This is a genomic window from Bradyrhizobium vignae (assembly GCF_004114425.1).
Taxonomy (GTDB): Bacteria; Pseudomonadota; Alphaproteobacteria; order Rhizobiales; family Xanthobacteraceae; genus Bradyrhizobium; species Bradyrhizobium vignae.
Genome location: NZ_RDQF01000045.1, coordinates 44035 through 62749, shown reverse-complemented (window position 1 = coordinate 62749; position 18715 = coordinate 44035). Strand labels below are relative to the sequence as shown.

At 64.9% G+C, this 18715-nt stretch carries 21 protein-coding genes; 14 read left to right on the top strand and 7 right to left on the bottom strand.

Going from position 1 to position 18715, the window contains the following annotated elements:
• A partial coding sequence (locus EAV90_RS40215; protein ID WP_208738553.1) for a hypothetical protein occupies positions 1-264 on the top strand: 264 nt, incomplete at its 5' end.
• Positions 265-299: 35 nt separating this feature from the next.
• Here the strand turns inward: EAV90_RS40215 and flgH are convergent.
• From flgH to flgF, 4 genes are read right to left on the bottom strand one after another with little or no spacing between them, the layout of a single operon-like run.
• On the bottom strand, positions 300-1061 hold the full coding sequence (gene flgH, locus EAV90_RS28950; protein WP_122402426.1) for a flagellar basal body L-ring protein FlgH: 762 nt from the start codon (positions 1059-1061) through the stop codon (positions 300-302).
• A 3-nt stretch (positions 1062-1064) separates the two neighbouring features.
• Entirely contained in the window at positions 1065-2204 is a 1140-nt protein-coding gene (gene flgA / locus EAV90_RS28945; RefSeq protein ID WP_162500206.1) for a flagellar basal body P-ring formation chaperone FlgA, read from the bottom strand.
• 10 nt (positions 2205-2214) lie between these two features.
• Positions 2215-3003: a flagellar basal-body rod protein FlgG gene (flgG, locus tag EAV90_RS28940; protein WP_129145426.1), complete on the bottom strand. Its 789-nt coding sequence runs from the start codon at positions 3001-3003 to the stop codon at positions 2215-2217.
• Positions 3004-3019: 16 nt separating this feature from the next.
• Positions 3020-3781 carry a flagellar basal-body rod protein FlgF gene (flgF, locus tag EAV90_RS28935; protein WP_122402428.1) on the bottom strand — a complete coding sequence of 254 codons (762 nt, stop codon included), beginning with the start codon at positions 3779-3781 and terminating at the stop codon, positions 3020-3022.
• Between the two features lie 384 nt (positions 3782-4165).
• Here flgF and fliL point away from each other — a divergent pair, with 384 nt between their 5' ends.
• The 7 genes from fliL to EAV90_RS28895 all read left to right on the top strand — a co-directional run bounded on the left by fliL (position 4166) and on the right by EAV90_RS28895 (position 12305).
• Positions 4166-4663, top strand: coding sequence for a flagellar basal body-associated protein FliL (fliL, locus tag EAV90_RS28930; protein ID WP_027575958.1), 498 nt, complete (start codon positions 4166-4168; stop codon positions 4661-4663).
• A 19-nt stretch (positions 4664-4682) separates the two neighbouring features.
• Positions 4683-5885, top strand: coding sequence for a flagellar motor switch protein FliM (gene fliM, locus EAV90_RS28925; RefSeq protein WP_122402429.1), 1203 nt, complete (start codon positions 4683-4685; stop codon positions 5883-5885).
• The gene (locus EAV90_RS28920) at positions 5882-6328 is read left to right on the top strand and encodes a DUF6468 domain-containing protein (RefSeq protein WP_122402430.1); all 447 of its coding nucleotides are present in this window, start codon (positions 5882-5884) and stop codon (positions 6326-6328) included. Before fliM ends, EAV90_RS28920 begins: the two co-directional genes overlap by 4 nt.
• Before the next feature lie 9 nt (positions 6329-6337).
• Positions 6338-7099: a MotE family protein gene (locus tag EAV90_RS28915; RefSeq protein WP_122402431.1), complete on the top strand. Its 762-nt coding sequence runs from the start codon at positions 6338-6340 to the stop codon at positions 7097-7099.
• A 602-nt stretch (positions 7100-7701) separates the two neighbouring features.
• Complete coding sequence (locus EAV90_RS28905; protein WP_122402432.1) at positions 7702-7899, top strand: hypothetical protein; 198 nt, start codon at positions 7702-7704, stop codon at positions 7897-7899.
• 302 nt (positions 7900-8201) lie between these two features.
• Positions 8202-11942: a tetratricopeptide repeat protein gene (locus EAV90_RS28900; RefSeq protein WP_162500574.1), complete on the top strand. Its 3741-nt coding sequence runs from the start codon at positions 8202-8204 to the stop codon at positions 11940-11942.
• A gap of 81 nt (positions 11943-12023) precedes the next feature.
• Positions 12024-12305, top strand: a complete 282-nt coding sequence (locus tag EAV90_RS28895; protein WP_129145425.1) for a hypothetical protein — start codon at positions 12024-12026, stop codon at positions 12303-12305.
• Here the strand turns inward: EAV90_RS28895 and EAV90_RS28890 are convergent.
• The 3 genes from EAV90_RS28890 to EAV90_RS28880 form a co-directional block, all read right to left on the bottom strand.
• Complete coding sequence (locus tag EAV90_RS28890; RefSeq protein ID WP_129145424.1) at positions 12292-12927, bottom strand: hypothetical protein; 636 nt, start codon at positions 12925-12927, stop codon at positions 12292-12294. The genes EAV90_RS28895 and EAV90_RS28890 overlap by 14 nt on opposite strands.
• Before the next feature lie 170 nt (positions 12928-13097).
• Positions 13098-13853 carry a flagellar type III secretion system pore protein FliP gene (fliP, locus tag EAV90_RS28885; protein WP_122402434.1) on the bottom strand — a complete coding sequence of 252 codons (756 nt, stop codon included), beginning with the start codon at positions 13851-13853 and terminating at the stop codon, positions 13098-13100.
• Positions 13850-14824, bottom strand: a complete 975-nt coding sequence (locus EAV90_RS28880) for a flagellar biosynthetic protein FliO (protein WP_129145423.1) — start codon at positions 14822-14824, stop codon at positions 13850-13852. The genes fliP and EAV90_RS28880 overlap by 4 nt, the downstream gene beginning before the upstream one ends.
• Positions 14825-15175: 351 nt before the next feature.
• Here EAV90_RS28880 and flgB point away from each other — a divergent pair, with 351 nt between their 5' ends.
• From flgB to flhB, 6 genes are all read left to right on the top strand, one after another.
• Positions 15176-15580 carry a flagellar basal body rod protein FlgB gene (gene flgB, locus EAV90_RS28875; RefSeq protein ID WP_122402436.1) on the top strand — a complete coding sequence of 135 codons (405 nt, stop codon included), beginning with the start codon at positions 15176-15178 and terminating at the stop codon, positions 15578-15580.
• 39 nt (positions 15581-15619) lie between these two features.
• A complete protein-coding gene (flgC, locus tag EAV90_RS28870; RefSeq protein WP_122402437.1) occupies positions 15620-16045 on the top strand; it encodes a flagellar basal body rod protein FlgC in 426 nt (141 codons plus the stop codon).
• Positions 16046-16062: 17 nt separating this feature from the next.
• Positions 16063-16371, top strand: a complete 309-nt coding sequence (gene fliE, locus EAV90_RS28865) for a flagellar hook-basal body complex protein FliE (RefSeq protein WP_122402438.1) — start codon at positions 16063-16065, stop codon at positions 16369-16371.
• A 168-nt stretch (positions 16372-16539) separates the two neighbouring features.
• Complete coding sequence (gene fliQ, locus EAV90_RS28860; RefSeq protein ID WP_060736542.1) at positions 16540-16803, top strand: flagellar biosynthesis protein FliQ; 264 nt, start codon at positions 16540-16542, stop codon at positions 16801-16803.
• Positions 16804-16820: 17 nt separating this feature from the next.
• Complete coding sequence (fliR, locus tag EAV90_RS28855; RefSeq protein WP_122402439.1) at positions 16821-17591, top strand: flagellar biosynthetic protein FliR; 771 nt, start codon at positions 16821-16823, stop codon at positions 17589-17591.
• Positions 17592-17604: 13 nt separating this feature from the next.
• On the top strand, positions 17605-18684 hold the full coding sequence (flhB, locus tag EAV90_RS28850; RefSeq protein ID WP_122402440.1) for a flagellar biosynthesis protein FlhB: 1080 nt from the start codon (positions 17605-17607) through the stop codon (positions 18682-18684).
• The last annotated feature ends 31 nt before the right edge of the window (positions 18685-18715 follow it).

The following is an 18715-nucleotide window of genomic DNA, read 5'->3' as shown; positions in this document are numbered from 1 at the left end:
GGCCAGTCCGTCGGAAGGATGATCGAGCAACATCGTCGTCTCCAGGTTGAATGGATTCAGCAACCCTCAGTCTGGCCTCAGACCTGGTCGCTATCCACTCCCCATGGAATCTTCGCTTCGCTCGCAATGACGGAGATCGGGGCGGCGCTTGAGTACGTAACTGGCCGCGAAGTCGAGTGTTCACAGTTGCTGGCAGCAAAATACGTGCGGCCTCCGGCAGGGGAGCTACCGGAGGCCGCGTCGTACACCGACGTTCGCGCCTAGGTTCGCGAACACGATGTGGGAGCTCTTAAAGAGGCTTAGAAGGGCAGCAGCACGTCCATGACCTGCTGGCCGTAGCGCGGCTGCTGCACGTCGGTGATCTGGCCGCGGCCGCCATAGGCGATGCGGGCCTGCGCGATCTTGGTGGAATCGATGGTGTTGTCGCTCTGGATGTCCTCAGGACGCACGATGCCGGCGACGATCAGCTCGCGAATTTCGAAGTTGACGCGGATCTCCTGCTTGCCTTCGACGACAAGGTTGCCGTTCGGCAGCACCTGGGTCACCACCGCAGCGACGTTGGTCTGCAGGGCTTCCTTGCGGTCGACGCTGCCCTTGCCCTCGCTCGACGAGGTCGAGTCGGCGGTCAGGATGCGGCCGGGCAGGATCTTGTTGGCCTGCGTGATGGTCTTGGCGCCGATGAAGTCGGAGATTCCCGAATCTTCCTTGTTGGTGCGGCTGCGCGAGGTGTCGTTCTCGATGTTAGCCTTGTCGGTGATGTTCACGGTCACGGTCAGGAGGTCGCCGACCTGGCGGGCGCGCTGGTCCTTGAAGAAGGCGCGGCTGCCGTTGCGCCACAGCGAGTTCGGATTGTAGGAGGCGACTTCCGGCTTCGGCATCGGCATCTGCACCGGCTTGTAGCCGGGTTGCGTCGTCGGATTATCGATTGCCGACAGCTTCGGCTGCTCGCCGATCTGCGACAGGCGGTCGATCGAGGAGCAGCCGCCCAATGCGCAAGTCGCCAGCAGCAGGGCAGAGATCGCGATGCGACGAAGATGGGAAGCCGAACTGAACGTGGACATGACTTACTCTGATTTGGCTGGAGCTTGCGAGAGGCGAACTTGCGGGATCTGGGCTTGTGCGACTTGAGCCGGCGGCGCGGGGCTCTGAATCAGGTTCCGGACGAGGGCTGCGGTGTCGACGGGGGCAGGCGCCTCGTCACGCTTGATCGACGAGGTCTGCTCGACCGCCGGCGCCGTCGGTGCGGACTGGCTGGCGCCCTGAACCGTGACCTGGCCGCGGCCGGTGACGATGCCGGTCAGCGTGCGCTTGGACTGCATATTGAGCACGCTGACGGTGTCGCCCTCGGCGCCGCTCTCGATCGCCTTGCCGCGCGTGGTGAGATAGAGGCCGGGCACCTGGTAGATGATGGTGACGGCCTGATCGCGCACCACGAAGTCGGGCTTGACGATGTCGGCGACGCGGATCGGCGTGCCTGCCCGCATCGGCCGGCGCAGCTGCATGCCGATGCTGCGGTCGCGAACGGCGGGCTCGCCGGCGACCTCGGCCTTCGGCCGGCGCTCCAACGAAAGGTCGGAGGATTTCAGAAGCTCGGCGCGGTCGACGTCGCGGGTCAGCACGGCCACTTCCACCGTCTCGATCGCGGTGCCGGTGAAGCGCAGCTTGGTCGGCGCGGGGTTGCCGTCGTTGACGATCTCGAAGGCGATATCGAAACGGCCGCTGCGGGCGTCGTAGCGGGTTGCGACCGGCTGCAGCGCGCCGGTGTTGGAGGCGTCCAGCCGCATGTCGGCGACGCCGCGGTCGAACGTGACCGTGATGTTGGCGGCTTCTCCGAGGCCGAAACGGCGCTCGAGCGTGGCGGCGACCGCAGTCTCGATATCCTTGCTCGCGAGGGTGCGGGCCAGGCGGGTGACCTGGACCTCCTTGATGTCGCCGGTCATGACGCCGATCACCTGTTTTGCCCGCAACACCGACAGCACTTGGGCGACCGTCAGCGTGCCGGTGGTGCCGAGATCGGGCGAGCGGTAGACCGGGATCAGCGCGGCGGATCCGGCGTTGTCGATGAGATCGCCGATCCGCACCACGTCCGAGGTCACGGTGACGCTTGCGCGCAGCGTCGGCGCGGCGATGAAATCGTCGGCGGCCGCTGCCGGCAATGCCAGCGCGAGAAGGGTGGAGATGGTGGCGAGGGTGGCACGGATCATCGTCATCACCTCAGCGGAACAGCGCCGTGGTCGATTGCATCATCTGGTCGGCGGCGCTGATCACCTTGGCATTCATCTCGTAAGCGCGCTGGGCGGCGATCAGGTCGCTCATCTCCGAGACGACGTCGACATTGGCCTGCTCCAGACTTCCTTGCGTGATCTTGCCGTAGCCTTCGGTGTTGGCGGTGCCGTCCTGCGGCGGACCCGAGGACGGCGTCTCGGTGAACTGATTGCTGCCGACCGGCTGCAGCCCCGCCTTGTTGATGAAGCGGGTCACGTTGATCGTGCCGATGATCGAGGAGGTCGACGAGCCCGGCAGCGTGACCGAGACCTGGCCTTGCTCGTTGACGGTCAGGCCCGAGGCGTTCTGCGGGATGGTGATGGTCGGCTGCACCGGGTTGCCCTGCGCGGTGACGACACGGCCCTGATTGTCCATCTGGAAGGTGCCGTCGCGGGTATACTGGAAGGTGCCGTCTGGCATCAGGATCTTGAAGAAGCCTTCGCCCGAGATCGCGAGGTCGAGATCGTTGCCGGTCTGCGACAGCGTACCTTGCGTCATGCTGCGCGGCGTGCCGACGGTCTTGACGCCGCCGCCGATGTCGACGCCGACGGGCAGGATGGTGCCCTGGTCCGAGGCCTGCGCGCCGACGCGGCGCACGTGCTCGTAGATCAGGTCCTGGAACGCCGCGGTCTGCTTCTTGAAGCCGGTGGTGCGGAGGTTGGCGATGTTGTTGGAGATCACCTGAACGTTGAGTTCCTGTGCCGCCATTCCGGTCGCTGCGGTGTGAAGCGCCTGCATGTCAGTTCTCTCCTAATCAGGCCGGAACGTCGGCGAGCTTCTCGATCGCCGATTTGTGGAGGTCGCTCTGCTGCTGCAGCAGGCTGGCGATGGCGGTGTAGCTGCGCATGACCTCGACCATGCGGGTCATCTCGCCGACCGAATTCACGTTCGACTTCTCGATGTAGCCCTGGCGCACGTTGGACTTGGTGTCGGCCTGCTGGACCGCCGAGCCGGCGTCATAGAGGTTGGCGCCGAGCTTGGTCAGCTTGGCCGGATCGTCGAACGAGACCATGCGGATCTTGCCGCGGATCGAGTCGGTCCTGGCCGTGCCCTCGAGCACCGTGATGGTGCCATCGGGCGCGATGTTGATGTCGTGGTCGGTCGGCTGGAAGGTGATCGGGCCGCCGGTGCCGAGCACGAGGTTGCCGTCGGAGGTGACCAGCTGGCCGGTGCTGTTGAGCGAGAATTTGCCGTCGCGGGTGTAGCGCTCGGTGCCGCCAGCCTGCACCGCGAAAAACGCGTTGCCGTCGATTGCCATGTCGAGCGGGTTGTTGGTCGGCTCCATCGGCCCCTGGCCGACGTCGCGGAAGGTGCCGCGGTCCTGCACATAGGAGACCCGGCGGTCGGAACCGATGAAATTGTCCTCACGCGCGTTCGAGTTGAGGTACTCCTCGAACAGCGAATGGTCGGCCTTGAAGCCGTTGGTGTTGGCGTTGGCGACGTTGTTGGCGATGACATCCATCTGCCGCTCCAACGTCATCTGCCGTGACAAGCCGATCAGAAGCGCGTTCTGCATCGGAAATCTCCCCTGAGTGAGATCTGCCATTTCGCTCTCCCAAGCGCCTTGGCGGACCCCGTGACCGAGACCGTCAGGTTCTCCCAAACCGTGAGGTCTCGACCCTCTCTCAGCGAAAGCCGTGCCAACTAAGAAAATGACATAATTTCAAATACTTATTGATTTTTCGAGGGCGCGGGAGGGCGGCAGAAAGGTTCTGTTAGCCATGTTTGCCCGGCAGATTTTTCCTAGCTGAGGCCCAATCGAAAGATTCCGTTAACCATTATTACCGTAGCGTTTGCGCATCAGAGGAGCGCATTGCGCTGGGGCATTTGTATCGCGTCACTGTCTGCCAGGAGGCTTCGCTCTTTCGACCCCTTTGAGAGATGAACGAGCGCGGCGACCATGGCAGAGAATGAGGAAGGCGGCGCAGCCGCTGACGGCGCGGAAGCCGCTCCGCCGAAGAACAAGCTCAAGCTCATCATCATGGTCGTCGGCGTGCTCGCCGTCCTCGGCGGCGGTGCCGCGACCTGGTTCTTCTTCTTCCGTCACGGCGATGACGAGCATCATGCCGAGGCCGCGCCTCCGCCGAAGCCGCCGGCCTTCGTCGACGTCCCCGACATGATGGTCAACCTCGCCGGCGCGCCGGGCGAGCGCGTGCAATATCTGCGGCTGAAGATCGTGCTGGAGCTGAAGGAAGAGAAGCAGATCGAGGCGATCAAGCCGACGATGCCGCGCGTCACCGACATCTTCCAGACCTATGTGCGCGAACTGCGCCCCTCCGACCTCAACGGTTCCGCCGGCATCTTCCGCCTCAAGGAGGAGCTGACCAAGCGCGTCAACGCGGCGGTCGCCCCGATCCAGGTCAGCGCGGTGCTGTTCAAGGAAGTCGTGGTCCAGTGAGCATGACGGACTAGGGATCATGGCGGGCAACGACCAAGTAGACCAGGATGCAATCGCCGCCCAGTGGGAGGCCTCGCTCGATTCCGAGGATCCCGCCGAGGCGGCAAAGGCTGCCGCCGAGAACGAGCTGTCGGAGACCATGGCCCTGCAATGGGCGGCCATGGTCGAGGACGGCAGTCGCGATCTCGGCAACGGCAAGAATTCCGGCGAGCGGGTGCTGTCGCAGGAGGAGATCGACAATCTCCTCGGCTTCACCGTCGGCGACGTCAATCTCGACGACCATTCCGGCATTCGCGCGATCATCGATTCGGCGATGGTCTCCTACGAGCGTCTGCCGATGCTCGAAATCGTCTTCGACCGCTTGGTGCGGCTGATGACGACGTCCTTGCGCAACTTCACCTCCGACAACGTCGAAGTCTCGCTCGACCGCATCACCTCGGTGCGTTTCGGCGACTACATGAACTCGATCCCGCTGCCCGCCGTCCTCACCGTCTTCAAGGCCGAGGAGTGGGAGAACTTCGGCATGGCGACGGTCGATTCCAACCTGATCTATTCGATGATCGACGTGCTGCTCGGCGGCCGCCGCGGCACCAGCCTGCTGCGCATCGAGGGCCGGCCCTACACCACGATCGAGACCGAGCTGGTCAAGCGGCTGGTCGAGGTGGTGCTGTCCGATGCCGAGCAGGCGTTCCGGCCGCTGTCGCCGGTGACCTTCACGATCGACCGGCTCGAGACCAACCCGCGTTTCGCCGCGATCAGCCGTCCCGCCAACGCCGCGATCCTGGTTCGCCTGCGCATCGACATGGAAGACCGGGGCGGCAATATCGAGCTGTTGCTGCCTTACGCGACCATCGAGCCGATCCGGGGCGTCCTGCTCCAGATGTTCATGGGCGAAAAATTCGGCCGCGACCCGGTCTGGGAGGGCCATTTCGCCACCGAGATTGTGCAGGCCGAGATCGCCGTCGACGCCGTGCTCTACGAGGCCGACATTCCGCTCAAGCAGCTGATGCGGCTCAAGGTCGGCGACACGCTGCCGCTGGAGATGCGTGCCGACGCCAACGTCACCGTGCGCTGCGGCGACGTCACGCTGACCGAGGGACGGATGGGCCGGGTCGGCGACCGCGTCGCCATCCGTGTGACGAAACCCTTGCGCAAGCCAAGTACGACACTTGCGATGTTCGAGAAGGTGGACGAGCAGAACAAGATGATGGAGGCCCCATGAACCACTCCCTGGGAATGGCAATCGAGACGCTGGTGGCTATCCTGCTGATGCTGACGATCGTCTACTGCGTCATGCTCAACAAGCGGCTGACGCGGCTGAAGGCGGACGAGCATTCGCTGAAGGCGGTCATCGGCGAGCTCATCACCGCGACCGAGATCGCCGAGCGCGCGATCGGCGGGCTGAAGCTCGCCGTGCGCGACGTCAACGAGAACCTGGGCAGCCAGCTCGCGGCGGCGACCCAGATGTCGGACCAGCTCTACAAGCAGCTCGGCGAAGCCGACAACGTGGTGCGGCGCCTGTCCAAGATCGCGATTGCCGCGCGTCCCGTGACGAACCCGGAAACGGTCGCCACGCCTACAGCAAAACCCTCGTCGGCGAAGGCGGTGGCGGCTGCGGCCGAAGCCTTCTCCGAGCGCCGACGATCCAACGGCCTTGCCGCATGAAGCCTGGGTATGAAGTCCTTCCGTAATATCCGCATCATTCCGGTCGTCCTGGTTGCCGTCGCAGGTCTTGCCACGCTGAAGGTGGCGGGCCTCGTGATCAACGGCGGCTATGTCTTCGACTACAAGCCGAACCAGACCAAGAAATCCTGGGCGCAGGAGAATCTGAATTTCCCGACCGGCCGCGAGGATCCGGATATCACCGGATCGACCCATGGCGCGCCAAAGGAGGCGCCCAAGCCCGCCGCGCCCGAGACCAAGCCCGATGGCATGGTGGTCAAGGTGGAGGAAGGCCAGCCGCAGGTCTCGGCCTCGGAGCGTGCGATCCTGGAACGGTTGCAGGCGCGGCGGCAGGAGATCGAGGCGCGCCAGCGCGAGATCGACATTCGCGAAAGTCTGCTCAAGTCGGCCGAGAAGCGCATCGAGACCAAGGTCGAGGAGATGAAGGCCGTGGAAACCCGCATCTCCGCGACGCAGGCCGAGCAGAAGGCGGCCGAAGTCCAGCGTATGAAGGGCCTCGTGACCATGTACGAGGGCATGAAGCCCAAGGACGCCGCGCGGGTGTTCGACCGGCTGGAGATGGGCGTGCTGATCGAGATCGCCTCGGCGATCGCGCCGCGAAAGATGTCGGACATCTTGGGGCTGATGTCGCCGGAGGCCGCCGAGCGGCTCACCGTCGAGATGGCCCGCCGTGCCAATGGCGGCGGCGATCAGTCGGCCTCGGCCGGCGATCTTCCCAAGATCGATGGCAAGCCGACGCAAAAGCCGAATTGAGGCCGCGAGGCGAAGCGCGCCCTTGCGACCCGCGCGTGATCGCGTGGTCGCTCGCCTCGGGGCCAGCGGAACGGCTTGTGCGCCTAGGTCGCGAAGGCCTGTTGCACCTTGCGAACAGGCGGACGCAGCTGCTTGTCCATCCGAGGGAGGATATCGAGCTGCTGCTTGATCAGCGCCGCCTTTGTGATGCGCGTCACGAGCTGCAGGGTGCTATGGCAACAAGAGCATTCATATGTTTTCAGGGCATATCCTCTGGCGATGGGAACGATCGCTATGACCGCTCTTGCCCTGCTACACACAATGCAACCGGCTTCTCCGCTCATTGATTACCCCCGAAGCTAACCAATGCGATTCGCATCGCCGAGTTCACATCTGATTCAGAGTCGCGCGCGAACCGCAACGCCCCGAAGGTTGTGAGTGCGCGTGCTCGGCAACTCGTCAAGGCGGCAGATCAGACTCCCGTGGCGGATGTAGCTGAGGCAGGCGGCATCCTCTGAGACTGCGATGAGTTGACGCGCGCAACTGTGAAGTGGCGTACAGTGGCACTCACGGCACCATCCTACGCTTTCGGCCATTCGCAATCGGCAGCGCAGGAGGAGGCCATGAACTACTCGTCCGCCGCAGAACGAGTCATCGAGGCCGTCAACCGGCTGCTCATAGCGGCGATGACGTCCGCATGGACATCCGCGCTAAGCCACCAGCATGCAGCGCCGCCGGAAGGCGACGAGGGCAACGATCATGAATCTTGTCTCGACGAAGCGAGTTCCCCGGCGCCCGAAGGCACGGGGGAGCAACATTGAAGACGCACTCGGCTTGAGGGCGTCACGCGATCAGATCAACACATGGCGGAGAGCTGCACGTGCTGCGCAAAGGGATTGACGAGCCGCGACCGGCACCGCTTGCAGCTGCTAACAACTCCTTAATCCACTGCGTCTCAAATCCGAAACTTGCGGATCGTCTCCCGCTCGATCCGGCACGGCGCGCTGACCGCAGCGCAAATCAAGATATAGCATTAACAAGTCCTTAATTGGCGGGAACTACAGTCGACGGCACCGCCGGCACCATTGCCGGCATGACCGCCGAACTGGAAGAAATGCCGCCAATGGCGCGAGAGGCTGCCGCTGGATTTGTGTCGCGAGCCCGCGCATTGGCACGGGGCCTGTCGCGACATGTCCGCGGGGCGACCTTGCTGGCGGCCTGTTTCCTGATTGGCCTCGCGGCGCCGGCCCGAGCGGCCGATCCGATCAGGGGCGAGGCGACCTTTTCCGCCGGCGGCGGCTTTGCCCGTCTGGTCATCAAGCTCGGCGAGGACGTTCCCTCCGAGGTGACGACCGCAGGCTCCATCCTCATCATCCGCTTCGACCGGCCCGTCGACGTTCCCGTCGATCGGGTTCCGGAAGGCGCGCCCGACTACGTCAACTCCGCGCGCCGCGACCCTGATGGCGGCGCCATCCGTCTGTCGCTGGCGCGGCGTGTCACCGTCAACACCATGAACGCCGGCGAGCGCACCTTCGTCGACCTCTTGCCCGAGGGCTGGAAGGGCCCGCCGCCGAGCCTGCCCATGGACGTGGTCAAGGAACTCGCCGAGCGCGCACGCGTGGCCGAGCGCGCGCTACGCGCCCAGCGCGCCGCCGCCGAGGCCAAGAAACGTCCGCAGATCCGTGTGCGTGCCTCGGTGCAGCCGACCTTCGTGCGCTTCGCGTTCGAGATGCCCGATGGCGTCGGCGTCTCCTCCGTGCTCAACGAGCAGAAGCTCACGCTCGTCTTCAACGCCAACCTCAATTTCGACCTGGCGGACGCGGTGGTCGCGGCGCCGCCGAACGTCGCCTCGATCAAGCAGAAGGCCGACATCGACCAGACCAATGTCGAGATCGCGCTGATCGGCGATTCCGACGTGCATTCGTTCCGCGACGAGAAGAACTATGTCGTCGACGTCTCCTTCCAACCCGAGAAGGGCAAGTCGGCCGCGACGCCCGAGGCGGCGATCGCGCAGATGAAGCCTGCCGGTCAGGGACCCGCGCCTGTGCCGGAAAACCCGGCGGCCGAGAAGCCGAAGGATGTCCATCGCGAGATCGCGCCGCCCACATCGGACACGATCGCACGCGAAGCCAAGATTGACGTGAAGCCCGAGGCGAAGCCGGACGCGCCCGCCGCAATGCCGGTCGCCGAAGCGCCGAGGCCGGCGCCCGCGACTGAGGCTGCGCACGCTGCGGAAGTGCCCAAGGAGACACCCAAGGAAGTCCCAACGCCCGCGGCGGCGGCTGCCGCAGCCCCGGCCGCGCCTGCCAAGCCTGTGGTTGCCGAAGCGCCCAAGCAGGCCGTGAACGAAGCGGCGAAGGAGCCGGTCAAGGAATCCCCGAAGGCACCCCCCAGCGAGACGCCCGCCGCTGCGCAGCAGGTCGTCGCCAGCGTCGATGCGCGCCGCGAGAGCGACGGCTTGCGCGTGACGTTCCCGCTTCAGGTGGCAACGCCGGCGGCGGCGTTCCGCCGCGGCGATACTGTCTGGTTGGTGTTCGACACGCCGAAGCCCATCGATGTCGAGGCGATCCGCAGCAAGGGCGGCGCCATGATCGGCGAGGTCGGCCGTATCCCGCTCGACAAGGGGCAAGCGGTGCGCATCCGCCTCACGCGGCCGCTGGTCTACTCGCTGACGAGCGAGGAGGTCGGCAAGGAGACCAATTGGATGTTGACGCTCGCCGACAAGATCCAGGCGACGCCGCTGCCGTTGATGATGTCGCGCAACATCACCGATCCGGCGCTCGCCAATATCGCGATCCCCTTCGCCAATCCGGGCCTCCTGCACAAGCTCACCGATCCCGATGCCGGCGATACGCTCTATGTCGTCACTGCGCAGCGGCCGGTACGCGGCTTCATCAAGCGGCAGGACCTCGTCGATCTCTCGCTGCTGGAATCCGCGCACGGCATCGCGATCCGGCCGAACTCCGATGAGGTCGGCGTCGAGGTCGGCTCCGACAAGGTGATCCTCGGCAAGAAGGGCGGGCTGACGCTGTCGCCGGTCGACATCTCGGCCGAGCGGGCGCCGACCGCGGTGCGCCCGGTGTTCAGCCCCGAAGGCTGGCGCAAGGGCCAGTCGGAAAACTTCATGGCGCGCCAGAGCGAGCTGATGACGGCGATCGCAGCGGTCGAGCCCGCGCTGCGCTCGCTGCCGCGGCTCGACCTCGCGCAGTTCTACATGTCGCGTGCCATGTATCACGAAGCGAAGGCCGTGACCGACGTGATGCTGACCGATCCCCTGAACAAGGAGGAGAGCGGTGCGCTGATCATGCATGCGATCGCGAGCATCCTGATCGGCCGCCCGGCGCAGGGCTTGAAGGACCTCGCCAATCCCGTGATCGGCAACAGCCACGATTCCCAGCTCTGGAAGGCGCTCGCCTATGCGCGGCAGGGCAAGTGGGCGGACGCGCGCGAGAAGTTCAAGAACGTCGAATTCGCCATCGCCTCCCTGCCGCTCGACATCCAGCGCATCGTGACGATGGACGCGATGCGTGCATCGCTCGAGGTGAAGGACTATGCCGGCGCCTCCAAGCGCCGCAGCGAGCTCGAGGTTGTCGGCATCCCGCCTGAGGCTGCTCCGGCCTTCGCCGTACTGCGCGGCCGGCTCGCCGAGGCGCTTGGCCACGACAAGGACGCGCTCGACGACTACAAGTTCGCGGTCGCCTCGAACGACCGTCCGGCTGCGGCCGAGGCCAAGCAGCTCGAGGTCGCGCTGCGCCAGAAGCGCGACGAGATCGGCAAGGAAGAGGCGCTGCGCGAGCTCGAGACGCTGTCAATGACCTGGCGCGGCGACGCGATCGAGGTCAAGACGCTGCAGATGCTGTCGCAGTTGTATGCCGAGAACGGGCGTTACCGGGATGCGCTCATGGCGGCGCGCACTGCGACCAGGCTCCAGCCGAACGCCGAAGCCTCGCGCCTGGCGCAGGATCTCGCGTCCGACCTGTTCACGCAGATATTCCTGGGGCCGAAGGGGGACGAGCTGCCGCCGGTCGAGGCGCTCGGGATGTTCTACGAGTTCCGCGAATTGACGCCGATCGGCCGTCGCGGCGACGAGCTGATCCGCCGGCTCGCCGACCGCCTCGCCTCGATCGATCTGCTCGACCAGGCCGCAGAGCTGCTGCAGTACCAGGTCGATCATCGCCTTGAAGGCGCGGCGCGCGCGCAGGTCGCCGCGCGCCTTGCCATGGTCTATCTCGCCAATCGCAAGCCTGACATGGCGATCACCGCGCTGCGCGCGAGCCGCATCAGCGATCTCTCCGGCGAGCTCCGGCAGCAGCGCCTGCTGCTCGAGGCGCGTGCGCAGAGCGACGTCGGCCGTCACGATCTCGCGCTCGACATCGTCTCCAACGTCTCCGGGCGCGAAGTGCTGCGCCTCCGCTCCGACATCTTCTGGGCCGCGCGGCGCTGGCGCGAGTCCGCCGAGCAGATCGAGCTCTATTACGGCGAGCGTTTCCGCGATTTCAAGCCGCTCAATGCGGTCGAGAAGAGCGATATCATTCGCGCGGCCGTCGGCTACGCGCTCGCCGACGACTCGATCGGCCTGTCGCGCTTCCGCGAGAAATACGCGCCGCTGATGAGCGAGAGCGCCGACCGTCTCGCCTTCGATATCGCCAGCAAGCCGGCCGCTGCCTCCAGCGCCGAATTCGCCGAGATCGCCAAGCTCGCCGCCAGCGTCGACACGCTCGACGGCTTCCTGCGCGAGATGAAGCAGCGCTTCCCCGACGCCACGGCGCGCGGACCCGGCACGCCGCAGGCCAAGGACGAGTCCGACCACACCGGCTCGCTGCCCACGATCCCCGTCGTGCGGCAGATCAAGACGACGCGGTAGGAACCCTGCTACCTCTGGATCTCTCGACAGGTGCCCGTCAGGCGGCAACCCAAAGCATCTTCATGCCGCGAGAGGGACGATATGAGCAAGCCTGCCAAGACCGAAGCCGAACTCATCGCCATGGCACGGGCCGAATTGAAGGCCCATGTCGATGGCCCGGACAGCTTCGCCATCTTGATCGTCCGTCACGGCGACAGCTGGAAGTTCCGCGCCGCCGCCGATCAGGCGACATGGGACAAGCCGGGCTTCCCCGAAAGCGTCGCCATGCTGGTCCAGATCGGCGACCACCTCAGCGAGCAGTATGACTTGAAGGGGCAGGGGCGGGTCCTAAGGCCATCAATTGCTGTGCTCAGGCGTGCCTAGCGGAAAGCTGTCTCAGAATGCCGATGAGCCTTTCCAGATCTTCAGCGCCAATATCGGTACCGAGATCGCCATGTATGAGCCGATTGCGCTTTTCTGAGAGCAGCCTCATTTGGTCGGCGTCGGTAGGGGTCAATAGCCCCTCTTGACCTAGAACTTCGACGAGGCGGCTAGGCGTCTGCGGACGGTCGAAGCGACCTTCGACCGACGCCCTGCCTTCGGCCTCGAACGTTGCCCATGCAAGCAAGAAGGCGGCACGCAAGGCGTCTATGTCGCGCAGCCTTTCGATCTCACTCAGAGCACCTTCGATTGCCTGACGCGACTGCACCGGAAGCGTTGTACCCAAAGATGTGGGGGCAACAAACAGCACCTTCAACTCCCACTCTCGCTGTTGAGCGAAGCGAGCGGCAACGTCTTTCAGACGTTCGCTCTGTCGCGTCGATGGTCTAGCGACCTCAAGAACGATTTTCTTTCCGTTTCCAGTTGCGACAGCATCGGGAACGAAGTCTCCGAGAAAGTCAGGAACCAGTGGAGCGCGGGGATGCACGAATACGTCGTATCCCTCCGACTCTAAGCGTGCGATCTCCCTCTGTAAAACCTGCTCCTCACTCCCAGATTCGGTCATCGCAGTTCCTCGAAGGGATCGTTGGATACCCTTACATATAGTAAAAACTCTAAGGGAAACTCGATTTCCATCCAGCGAACCCGCGCCCACGCCACGATGTTACCGAGGCGTGCGCCGGTGTCAATTTCACTTAGGGGTAGAAGGAGCCGCGGCCTATCTGGGTTTGCGCCTCACCCCCCGTAGCTCTGCACCAGACTTCCCGCCACCAGCGACCAGCCGTCGACCAGCACGAAGAAGATCAGCTTGAAAGGCAGCGAGATCGTCGCCGGCGGCAGCATCATCATGCCCATCGACATCAGTACCGAGGCGACGACGAGATCGATGATCAGGAAGGGCAGGAACAAGAGGAAGCCGATCTCGAAGGCGCGCTTCAGCTCGGAGATCATGAAGGCGGGGACGAGAATGCGTAAGGCGAGATCGTCGGGCGTGGCTGGCGGTGCCTCGCCGGAGAGATCCAGAAACAGCTTGAGGTCCTTCTCGCGCACGTTCTTCTGCATGAAGCCGCGCAAGGGGACGGAGGCGCGCTGGAGCGCATCCTCGACGCCGATCTGGCTGGCGACGAGCGGACGGATGCCCTCGTCGTAGGACTTTTGCAGCACCGGTCCCATCACGAAGAAGGTGAGGAACATCGCCAGCGCAATGATCACCGAGTTCGGCGGCGCAGTCGCGGTGCCCATCGCGGTGCGCAACAGTGACAGCACCACCACGATGCGCGTGAACGACGTCATCATGATCAGGATCGACGGCGCGATCGACAGCACCGTGAGCAGCGCGATCAGCTGGATCGCGCGTTCGGTGACGCCGCCGCCAGCGCCGCCGCCAAGATTGATGCTGATGTCCTGGGCATGCGCCGGCATCGCGAGCGAGGCCGCGCTGAACAGGACAGAAAGGAAAAGAACTCTACGCGGGAGGGCCGGCAATTTCACGAAGACGGCTTCGGACGGCCGAGCAGGGAGGCCATCTCGTCTTCGAGATTTTCAAAGCTGGTCTTTTCCGCGGCCGGCTTTGCAGGCGGGGCCGGCGGCGCCGGCGGCTCGTTGCGTGCGGCGCGCGGGGGAGCGGGCGGCGGTTCCGGTGCAACCGGAGGCGCGACCGTTTCGCCGGCCGGGCGGCGCAGCGCAGCCTCCAACCGCTGCGCCATCTCGGCGAGGTTCTGCTCGGCGCTCGAGGGCGTAGCGGCAGGTGCCGTCGGCGGAACGGCCGGAGCCTGCGGCACGGGCGGAGGAGGCGGTGGTGCAGCGGCGCGCTCGGCGCGCACGGGCGGCATCTTCGTCGGCTCGTTCCCGCGCGGCGGGCGCGGCATCAGCGGCGGCTCGCCGCGGGGGATGCGCGGCGGCAGCGGCTCGGGCCGTGGTTCGCGATCCGGACGTGGCGCGACCGGCTCGGGCGTAAAGCCCCCCAGGGGCGGCTCGCTGCGGCGCTCGGCCAGTGCAGGAGCAGGCCGGCGCACCTCGTCGGCGAAGGATGGGCGCGCGGGCCGCGGCGGCGGCTCGGGCATTTGCGGCTCGGGATGATCGAGCAGTTCGGGGCGCGGTGCTTCATCCGCCCAGCCGCCGGCATCGGGCATGGGGGCGAGGCGCGGCGGTTCGGCGGCGCTCGGACGTTGCGGGAGCTGGTCGCGGCTGGGCGCGGCGCGAACGATATTGGGCTCGACCACGATGTCCGTGGGGCCGCCGATCATCAGCAGGTGCTCGACATTGTCACGCCGGACCAGCACCAGACGGCGGCGGCCATCGACCGCGGCTGCGTCGATCACGGCGAGGCGGGGCATCCGGCCGCGCTGTGTGTTGGCGCCCAGCCGGCTGCTGCCGAATCGACGAACCAGCCATGCAGCGACGCCGATCAACGCCAGAACGACGATGAACGCGACGATGAAGGTGATAGGGCTGCCTTGCATACTTGTCCCCGACAAATGGCGCTTTTCTCGTGCCGATGGTCAGATTCGCCAACCACGGCGGACGATGCCCCAAACTGCGATTAGTTAACGTTCCACGGCAAGTTTTGCCGTCCCCAACTCTTAATAACCCATGAATCGCCCGATCCAAAACGACTTCTTGCCCAGTCCATGCGCCGCCAAACGGTTGGGTTAATGCCACTTTTCGGGGCGTAGAATCACGGGTCCGCAAGATCGTGCCTCGCTTGGGGACATGCGTCACGAGCGTCCTTAACCAGCTGTTAACCATACAGGCGGCAAATTCTGCCTAGCTTCGGACCTCAAGGTCCGCAAGGGGCGGAAGGAGCCGCGACGATGTCCATCAACGACCTCCCGGTGCTGTCGGCGCTTCGTACCAAGATGCAGTGGCACCAGGAGCGCCAGCGCGTCCTGGCCGAGAACGTCTCCAACTCCGATACGCCCAAGTTCCGGCCGCGCGACCTGGTCGAGCCGAAGCTCGACAAGACCGGCGCCGTAACGGGCTCGATGGGCCCCCTGGCGCTGACCGTCACCAGCGCCTCGCACATGAAACCATCAGGCGCGGCCTCGGGCTTCGACCAGAACAAGAATGCCGGCTTCGAGACGCGCCCTGCGGGAAACGCCGTCAATCTCGAGGAGGAGATGATGAAGGCCGCCAGCAACCAGATGGACTACGCGGCGGCGACCTCGCTCTATTCGAAGAGCCTGCATCTGCTCAAGACAGCGATTGGCAAGGGCTAGCGCATGATCCGGGAACAGCAGAGCTAGCGGAGGCAGATCATGGCGAATGACAGCAGCGACTTTGCCCGCTCGATGGCGATCGCGACCTCCGGCCTGCGTGCGCAGGCCGGGCGCATGCGGGTGATCTCGGAAAACATCGCGAACGCGGATTCGACGGCGCAGACCGCCGGCGGCGATCCCTATCGGCGCAAGGTTCCGACCTTCTCCTCCGCGCTCGACCGCACGCTCGACGCGCAGGTCGTCACGCTCGGCAGAATCAAGCCCGACCAGTCCGCCTTCCGCGTCAAATACGAGCCGAACAACCCTGCGGCGGATGCGGGCGGCAACGTCAAGTATCCCAACGTGAACTCGGTGGTCGAGATGACCGACATGCGCGACGCGCAGCGGTCCTACGAGGCCAATCTGAACATCATCAGTGCGACGCGCCGGATGATCCAGCGCACGCTCGACATCCTCAAGAGCTGAACAGGACACCTTAAGCCATGGCATCACCGACAATCGCCGCCAATGCTTACGCCAATCTCGCCCGCGTGCTGGAGAACAGCGGCGCCGGCAAGGGCAGCGAGCCGAGTGGGCAATCCTTTGCTTCGCTGCTGAAGGACGCCGTCGGCAGCGTCATGGAGTCCGGCCGCAAATCCGACGCGCAGACGGTGGCGATGGCAGCCGGCAAGGCCAATGTGATGGACGTGGTGACGGCGGTCGCAGACACCGACGTCGCGGTGTCCACGCTGGTCTCGGTCCGCGACCGCGTGATCGCAGCCTATGAAGACATCATGAAGATGCCGATCTGATTTTTCGCGCTGGCGCTCGCCCCAGGCGTCATCGCGAGCGCAGCGAAGCAATCCAGAATCTTTCCGCGGTGGCAGTCTGGATTGCTTCGCTTCGCTCGCAATGACGAGGAGGGAGCGTTCGTTCCTCGCCGTGGTGGCGGGATGAAGATTGAACAAGGAATTCTGACCATGACCGGACCCGAGACCCTCGACGTCGCACGCGATGCGATCTGGACCATCGTGATCGTGTCCTCGCCGCTGATGGTGGTCGGTCTCGTGGTCGGCGTCGTCGTGTCGCTGTTCCAGGCGCTGACGCAGATCCAGGAGCAGACGCTGATCTACGTGCCGAAGATCCTGGCCATCTTCGCCACGATGCTGTTGGCGCTGCCATTCATGGCCGACTCGCTCCACGCCCACATGCTGCGGATCTCGTCGCGAATCATCGGCGGCTGAGGCACAATGCGTGAACTATGCGCATCGACGTCTCGCTGCTGCCGGCGCTCGCCGCTTCCTTCATGCTCGCCTTCGCCCGGGTCGGCGCAATGGTGATGCTGCTGCCCGGCCTCGGCGAGACCAACATCCCGACGCGGATCAAGCTCTCGATCGCGCTGCTGCTCACGCTGATCATCCTGCCGCTGCATCGCAATGCCTATCATGTCGACATGGGGTCGCTGGCGCCGCTGCTGGTGCTGATGCTGCATGAGATCGCGATCGGTATCGTGCTGGGGGCGACCGCGCGCGTGACGTTGTCGGCGCTCCAGGTTGCGGGATCGGTGATCGCGCAGCAGATGGGGCTCGGCTTCGTCACTTCGGTCGATCCGACGCAGGGACAGCAGGGCGTGCTGGTGGGCAACTTCCTGACCATGCTGGGGGTGACGCTGCTGTTCGCGACCGACAGCCACCATCTGGTGATCGCCGCACTGAACGACAGCTATACGATCTTCTCGCCGGGCGAGACCGTATCGAGCGGCGACGTCGCCTCGCTGGCAACGCGCGCCTTCGCGGCCGCCTTTCGCCTCGGCCTGCAGCTCTCGGGACCGTTTCTGGTGTTCGGCCTCGTCTTCAACATCGGGCTCGGTGTGCTGGCGCGGCTGATGCCGCAGATGCAGGTCTATTTCGTCGGCGTGCCGCTGTCGATCTTCGCAGGCTTCCTGGTGCTCGCCGTGGTGCTCACCGCGATGATGGGCACCTTTCTCGACTATTTCATCGGTGTCATGCACCAGATGATGCCGCTCAAGTGACAGGGGGCGATCGATGGCGGACGACAACGATCCCGAAAGTCAAACAGAAGACCCGACGCAAAAGCGCCTCGACGATGCGCTCGAACGCGGCGACGTCGCCAAGAGCCAGGAGATCAACACCTGGTTCATGATGGCGGGCGGCACACTCGTCGTCTCGACCTTCTCGGGCTCGGTCGGCAGCGGGCTGCTGACACCGATGCGCAACCTGCTCGCCAATTCCTGGATGATCAAGACCGACGGGAAGGCCCTGCTCGCGCTGACCCAGCAGATCGAGTTCGCCGTCCTTGCCGCGATCGGCGTGCCCCTGTTGATGCTGGTGCTGGCGGCCATTGCCGGCAACATGCTGCAGCACCGTCTGGTGTGGTCGGCCGAGTCCCTCAAACCCAAATTCAGCAAGATTTCGCCCGGCGCCGGCTTCAAGCGCATCTTCGGCAAGCAGGCGGCCGCCAATTTTCTCAAAGGCATCGGCAAGCTGGTCGCCCTCAGCGTGGTCATGACCATGATCCTGTGGCCGGAGCGGCATCGCATGGAGGCGATGGTCAGGCTCGATCCGGCGGCCATGCTCGGCGCCAGCACCAGCATGACCATTCATCTGCTCGGCGCGGTGGTCGCGGCGCTCGCGATCGTCGCCATCGCCGACTATTTCTTCCAGTACCGCAGCTGGTTCCAGCGGCAGAAGATGTCGCTTCAGGAGATCAAGGAGGAGTTCAAGCAGTCCGAAGGCGACCCGCACATCAAGGGCAAGATCAGGCAGCTGCGGCAGCAGCGCGCCAAGAAGCGCATGATGGCGGCGGTTCCCAAGGCGTCCGTGATCATCACCAACCCGACCCACTATTCGGTGGCGCTGTCCTACGAGCGCGGCATGACCGCGCCGATCTGCGTCGCCAAGGGCGTCGACAACCTCGCCTTCAAGATCCGGGAGATCGCGCGCGAACACGACATTCCGATCGTCGAGAACGTGGCGCTGGCGCGCGCGCTCTACGCCACGGTCGACATCGACCAGGAAATCCCGACCGAGCACTATCATGCCGTCGCCGAAGTCATCGGCTATGTCATGCGGCTGAAGCGCGGATTCGGCGGCGGGCGGGGGTAAAAGACCCGAAAAGTACCGGAAATGGCCGTAA

Bases quoted from the DNA above. Each gene is read 5' to 3' on its own strand.
- fliR (WP_122402439.1), top strand. From the start codon at position 16,821: ATGCGCATCGACGTCTCGCTGCTGCCGGCGCTCGCCGCTTCCTTCATG.
- flgF (WP_122402428.1), bottom strand. From the start codon at position 3,781: ATGCAGAACGCGCTTCTGATCGGCTTGTCACGGCAGATGACGTTGGAG.
- flgB (WP_122402436.1), top strand. From the start codon at position 15,176: ATGTCCATCAACGACCTCCCGGTGCTGTCGGCGCTTCGTACCAAGATG.
- EAV90_RS28900 (WP_162500574.1), top strand. From the start codon at position 8,202: ATGGCGCGAGAGGCTGCCGCTGGATTTGTGTCGCGAGCCCGCGCATTG.
- EAV90_RS28890 (WP_129145424.1), bottom strand. From the start codon at position 12,927: ATGACCGAATCTGGGAGTGAGGAGCAGGTTTTACAGAGGGAGATCGCA.
- EAV90_RS28915 (WP_122402431.1), top strand. From the start codon at position 6,338: ATGAAGTCCTTCCGTAATATCCGCATCATTCCGGTCGTCCTGGTTGCC.
- flgG (WP_129145426.1), bottom strand. From the start codon at position 3,003: ATGCAGGCGCTTCACACCGCAGCGACCGGAATGGCGGCACAGGAACTC.
- fliE (WP_122402438.1), top strand. From the start codon at position 16,063: ATGGCATCACCGACAATCGCCGCCAATGCTTACGCCAATCTCGCCCGC.
- fliL (WP_027575958.1), top strand. From the start codon at position 4,166: ATGGCAGAGAATGAGGAAGGCGGCGCAGCCGCTGACGGCGCGGAAGCC.
- fliQ (WP_060736542.1), top strand. From the start codon at position 16,540: ATGACCGGACCCGAGACCCTCGACGTCGCACGCGATGCGATCTGGACC.
- flgH (WP_122402426.1), bottom strand. From the start codon at position 1,061: ATGTCCACGTTCAGTTCGGCTTCCCATCTTCGTCGCATCGCGATCTCT.
- EAV90_RS28880 (WP_129145423.1), bottom strand. From the start codon at position 14,824: ATGCAAGGCAGCCCTATCACCTTCATCGTCGCGTTCATCGTCGTTCTG.
- EAV90_RS28895 (WP_129145425.1), top strand. From the start codon at position 12,024: ATGAGCAAGCCTGCCAAGACCGAAGCCGAACTCATCGCCATGGCACGG.
- flgC (WP_122402437.1), top strand. From the start codon at position 15,620: ATGGCGAATGACAGCAGCGACTTTGCCCGCTCGATGGCGATCGCGACC.
- EAV90_RS28920 (WP_122402430.1), top strand. From the start codon at position 5,882: ATGAACCACTCCCTGGGAATGGCAATCGAGACGCTGGTGGCTATCCTG.
- fliM (WP_122402429.1), top strand. From the start codon at position 4,683: ATGGCGGGCAACGACCAAGTAGACCAGGATGCAATCGCCGCCCAGTGG.
- EAV90_RS28905 (WP_122402432.1), top strand. From the start codon at position 7,702: ATGAACTACTCGTCCGCCGCAGAACGAGTCATCGAGGCCGTCAACCGG.
- flhB (WP_122402440.1), top strand. From the start codon at position 17,605: ATGGCGGACGACAACGATCCCGAAAGTCAAACAGAAGACCCGACGCAA.
- flgA (WP_162500206.1), bottom strand. From the start codon at position 2,204: ATGATCCGTGCCACCCTCGCCACCATCTCCACCCTTCTCGCGCTGGCA.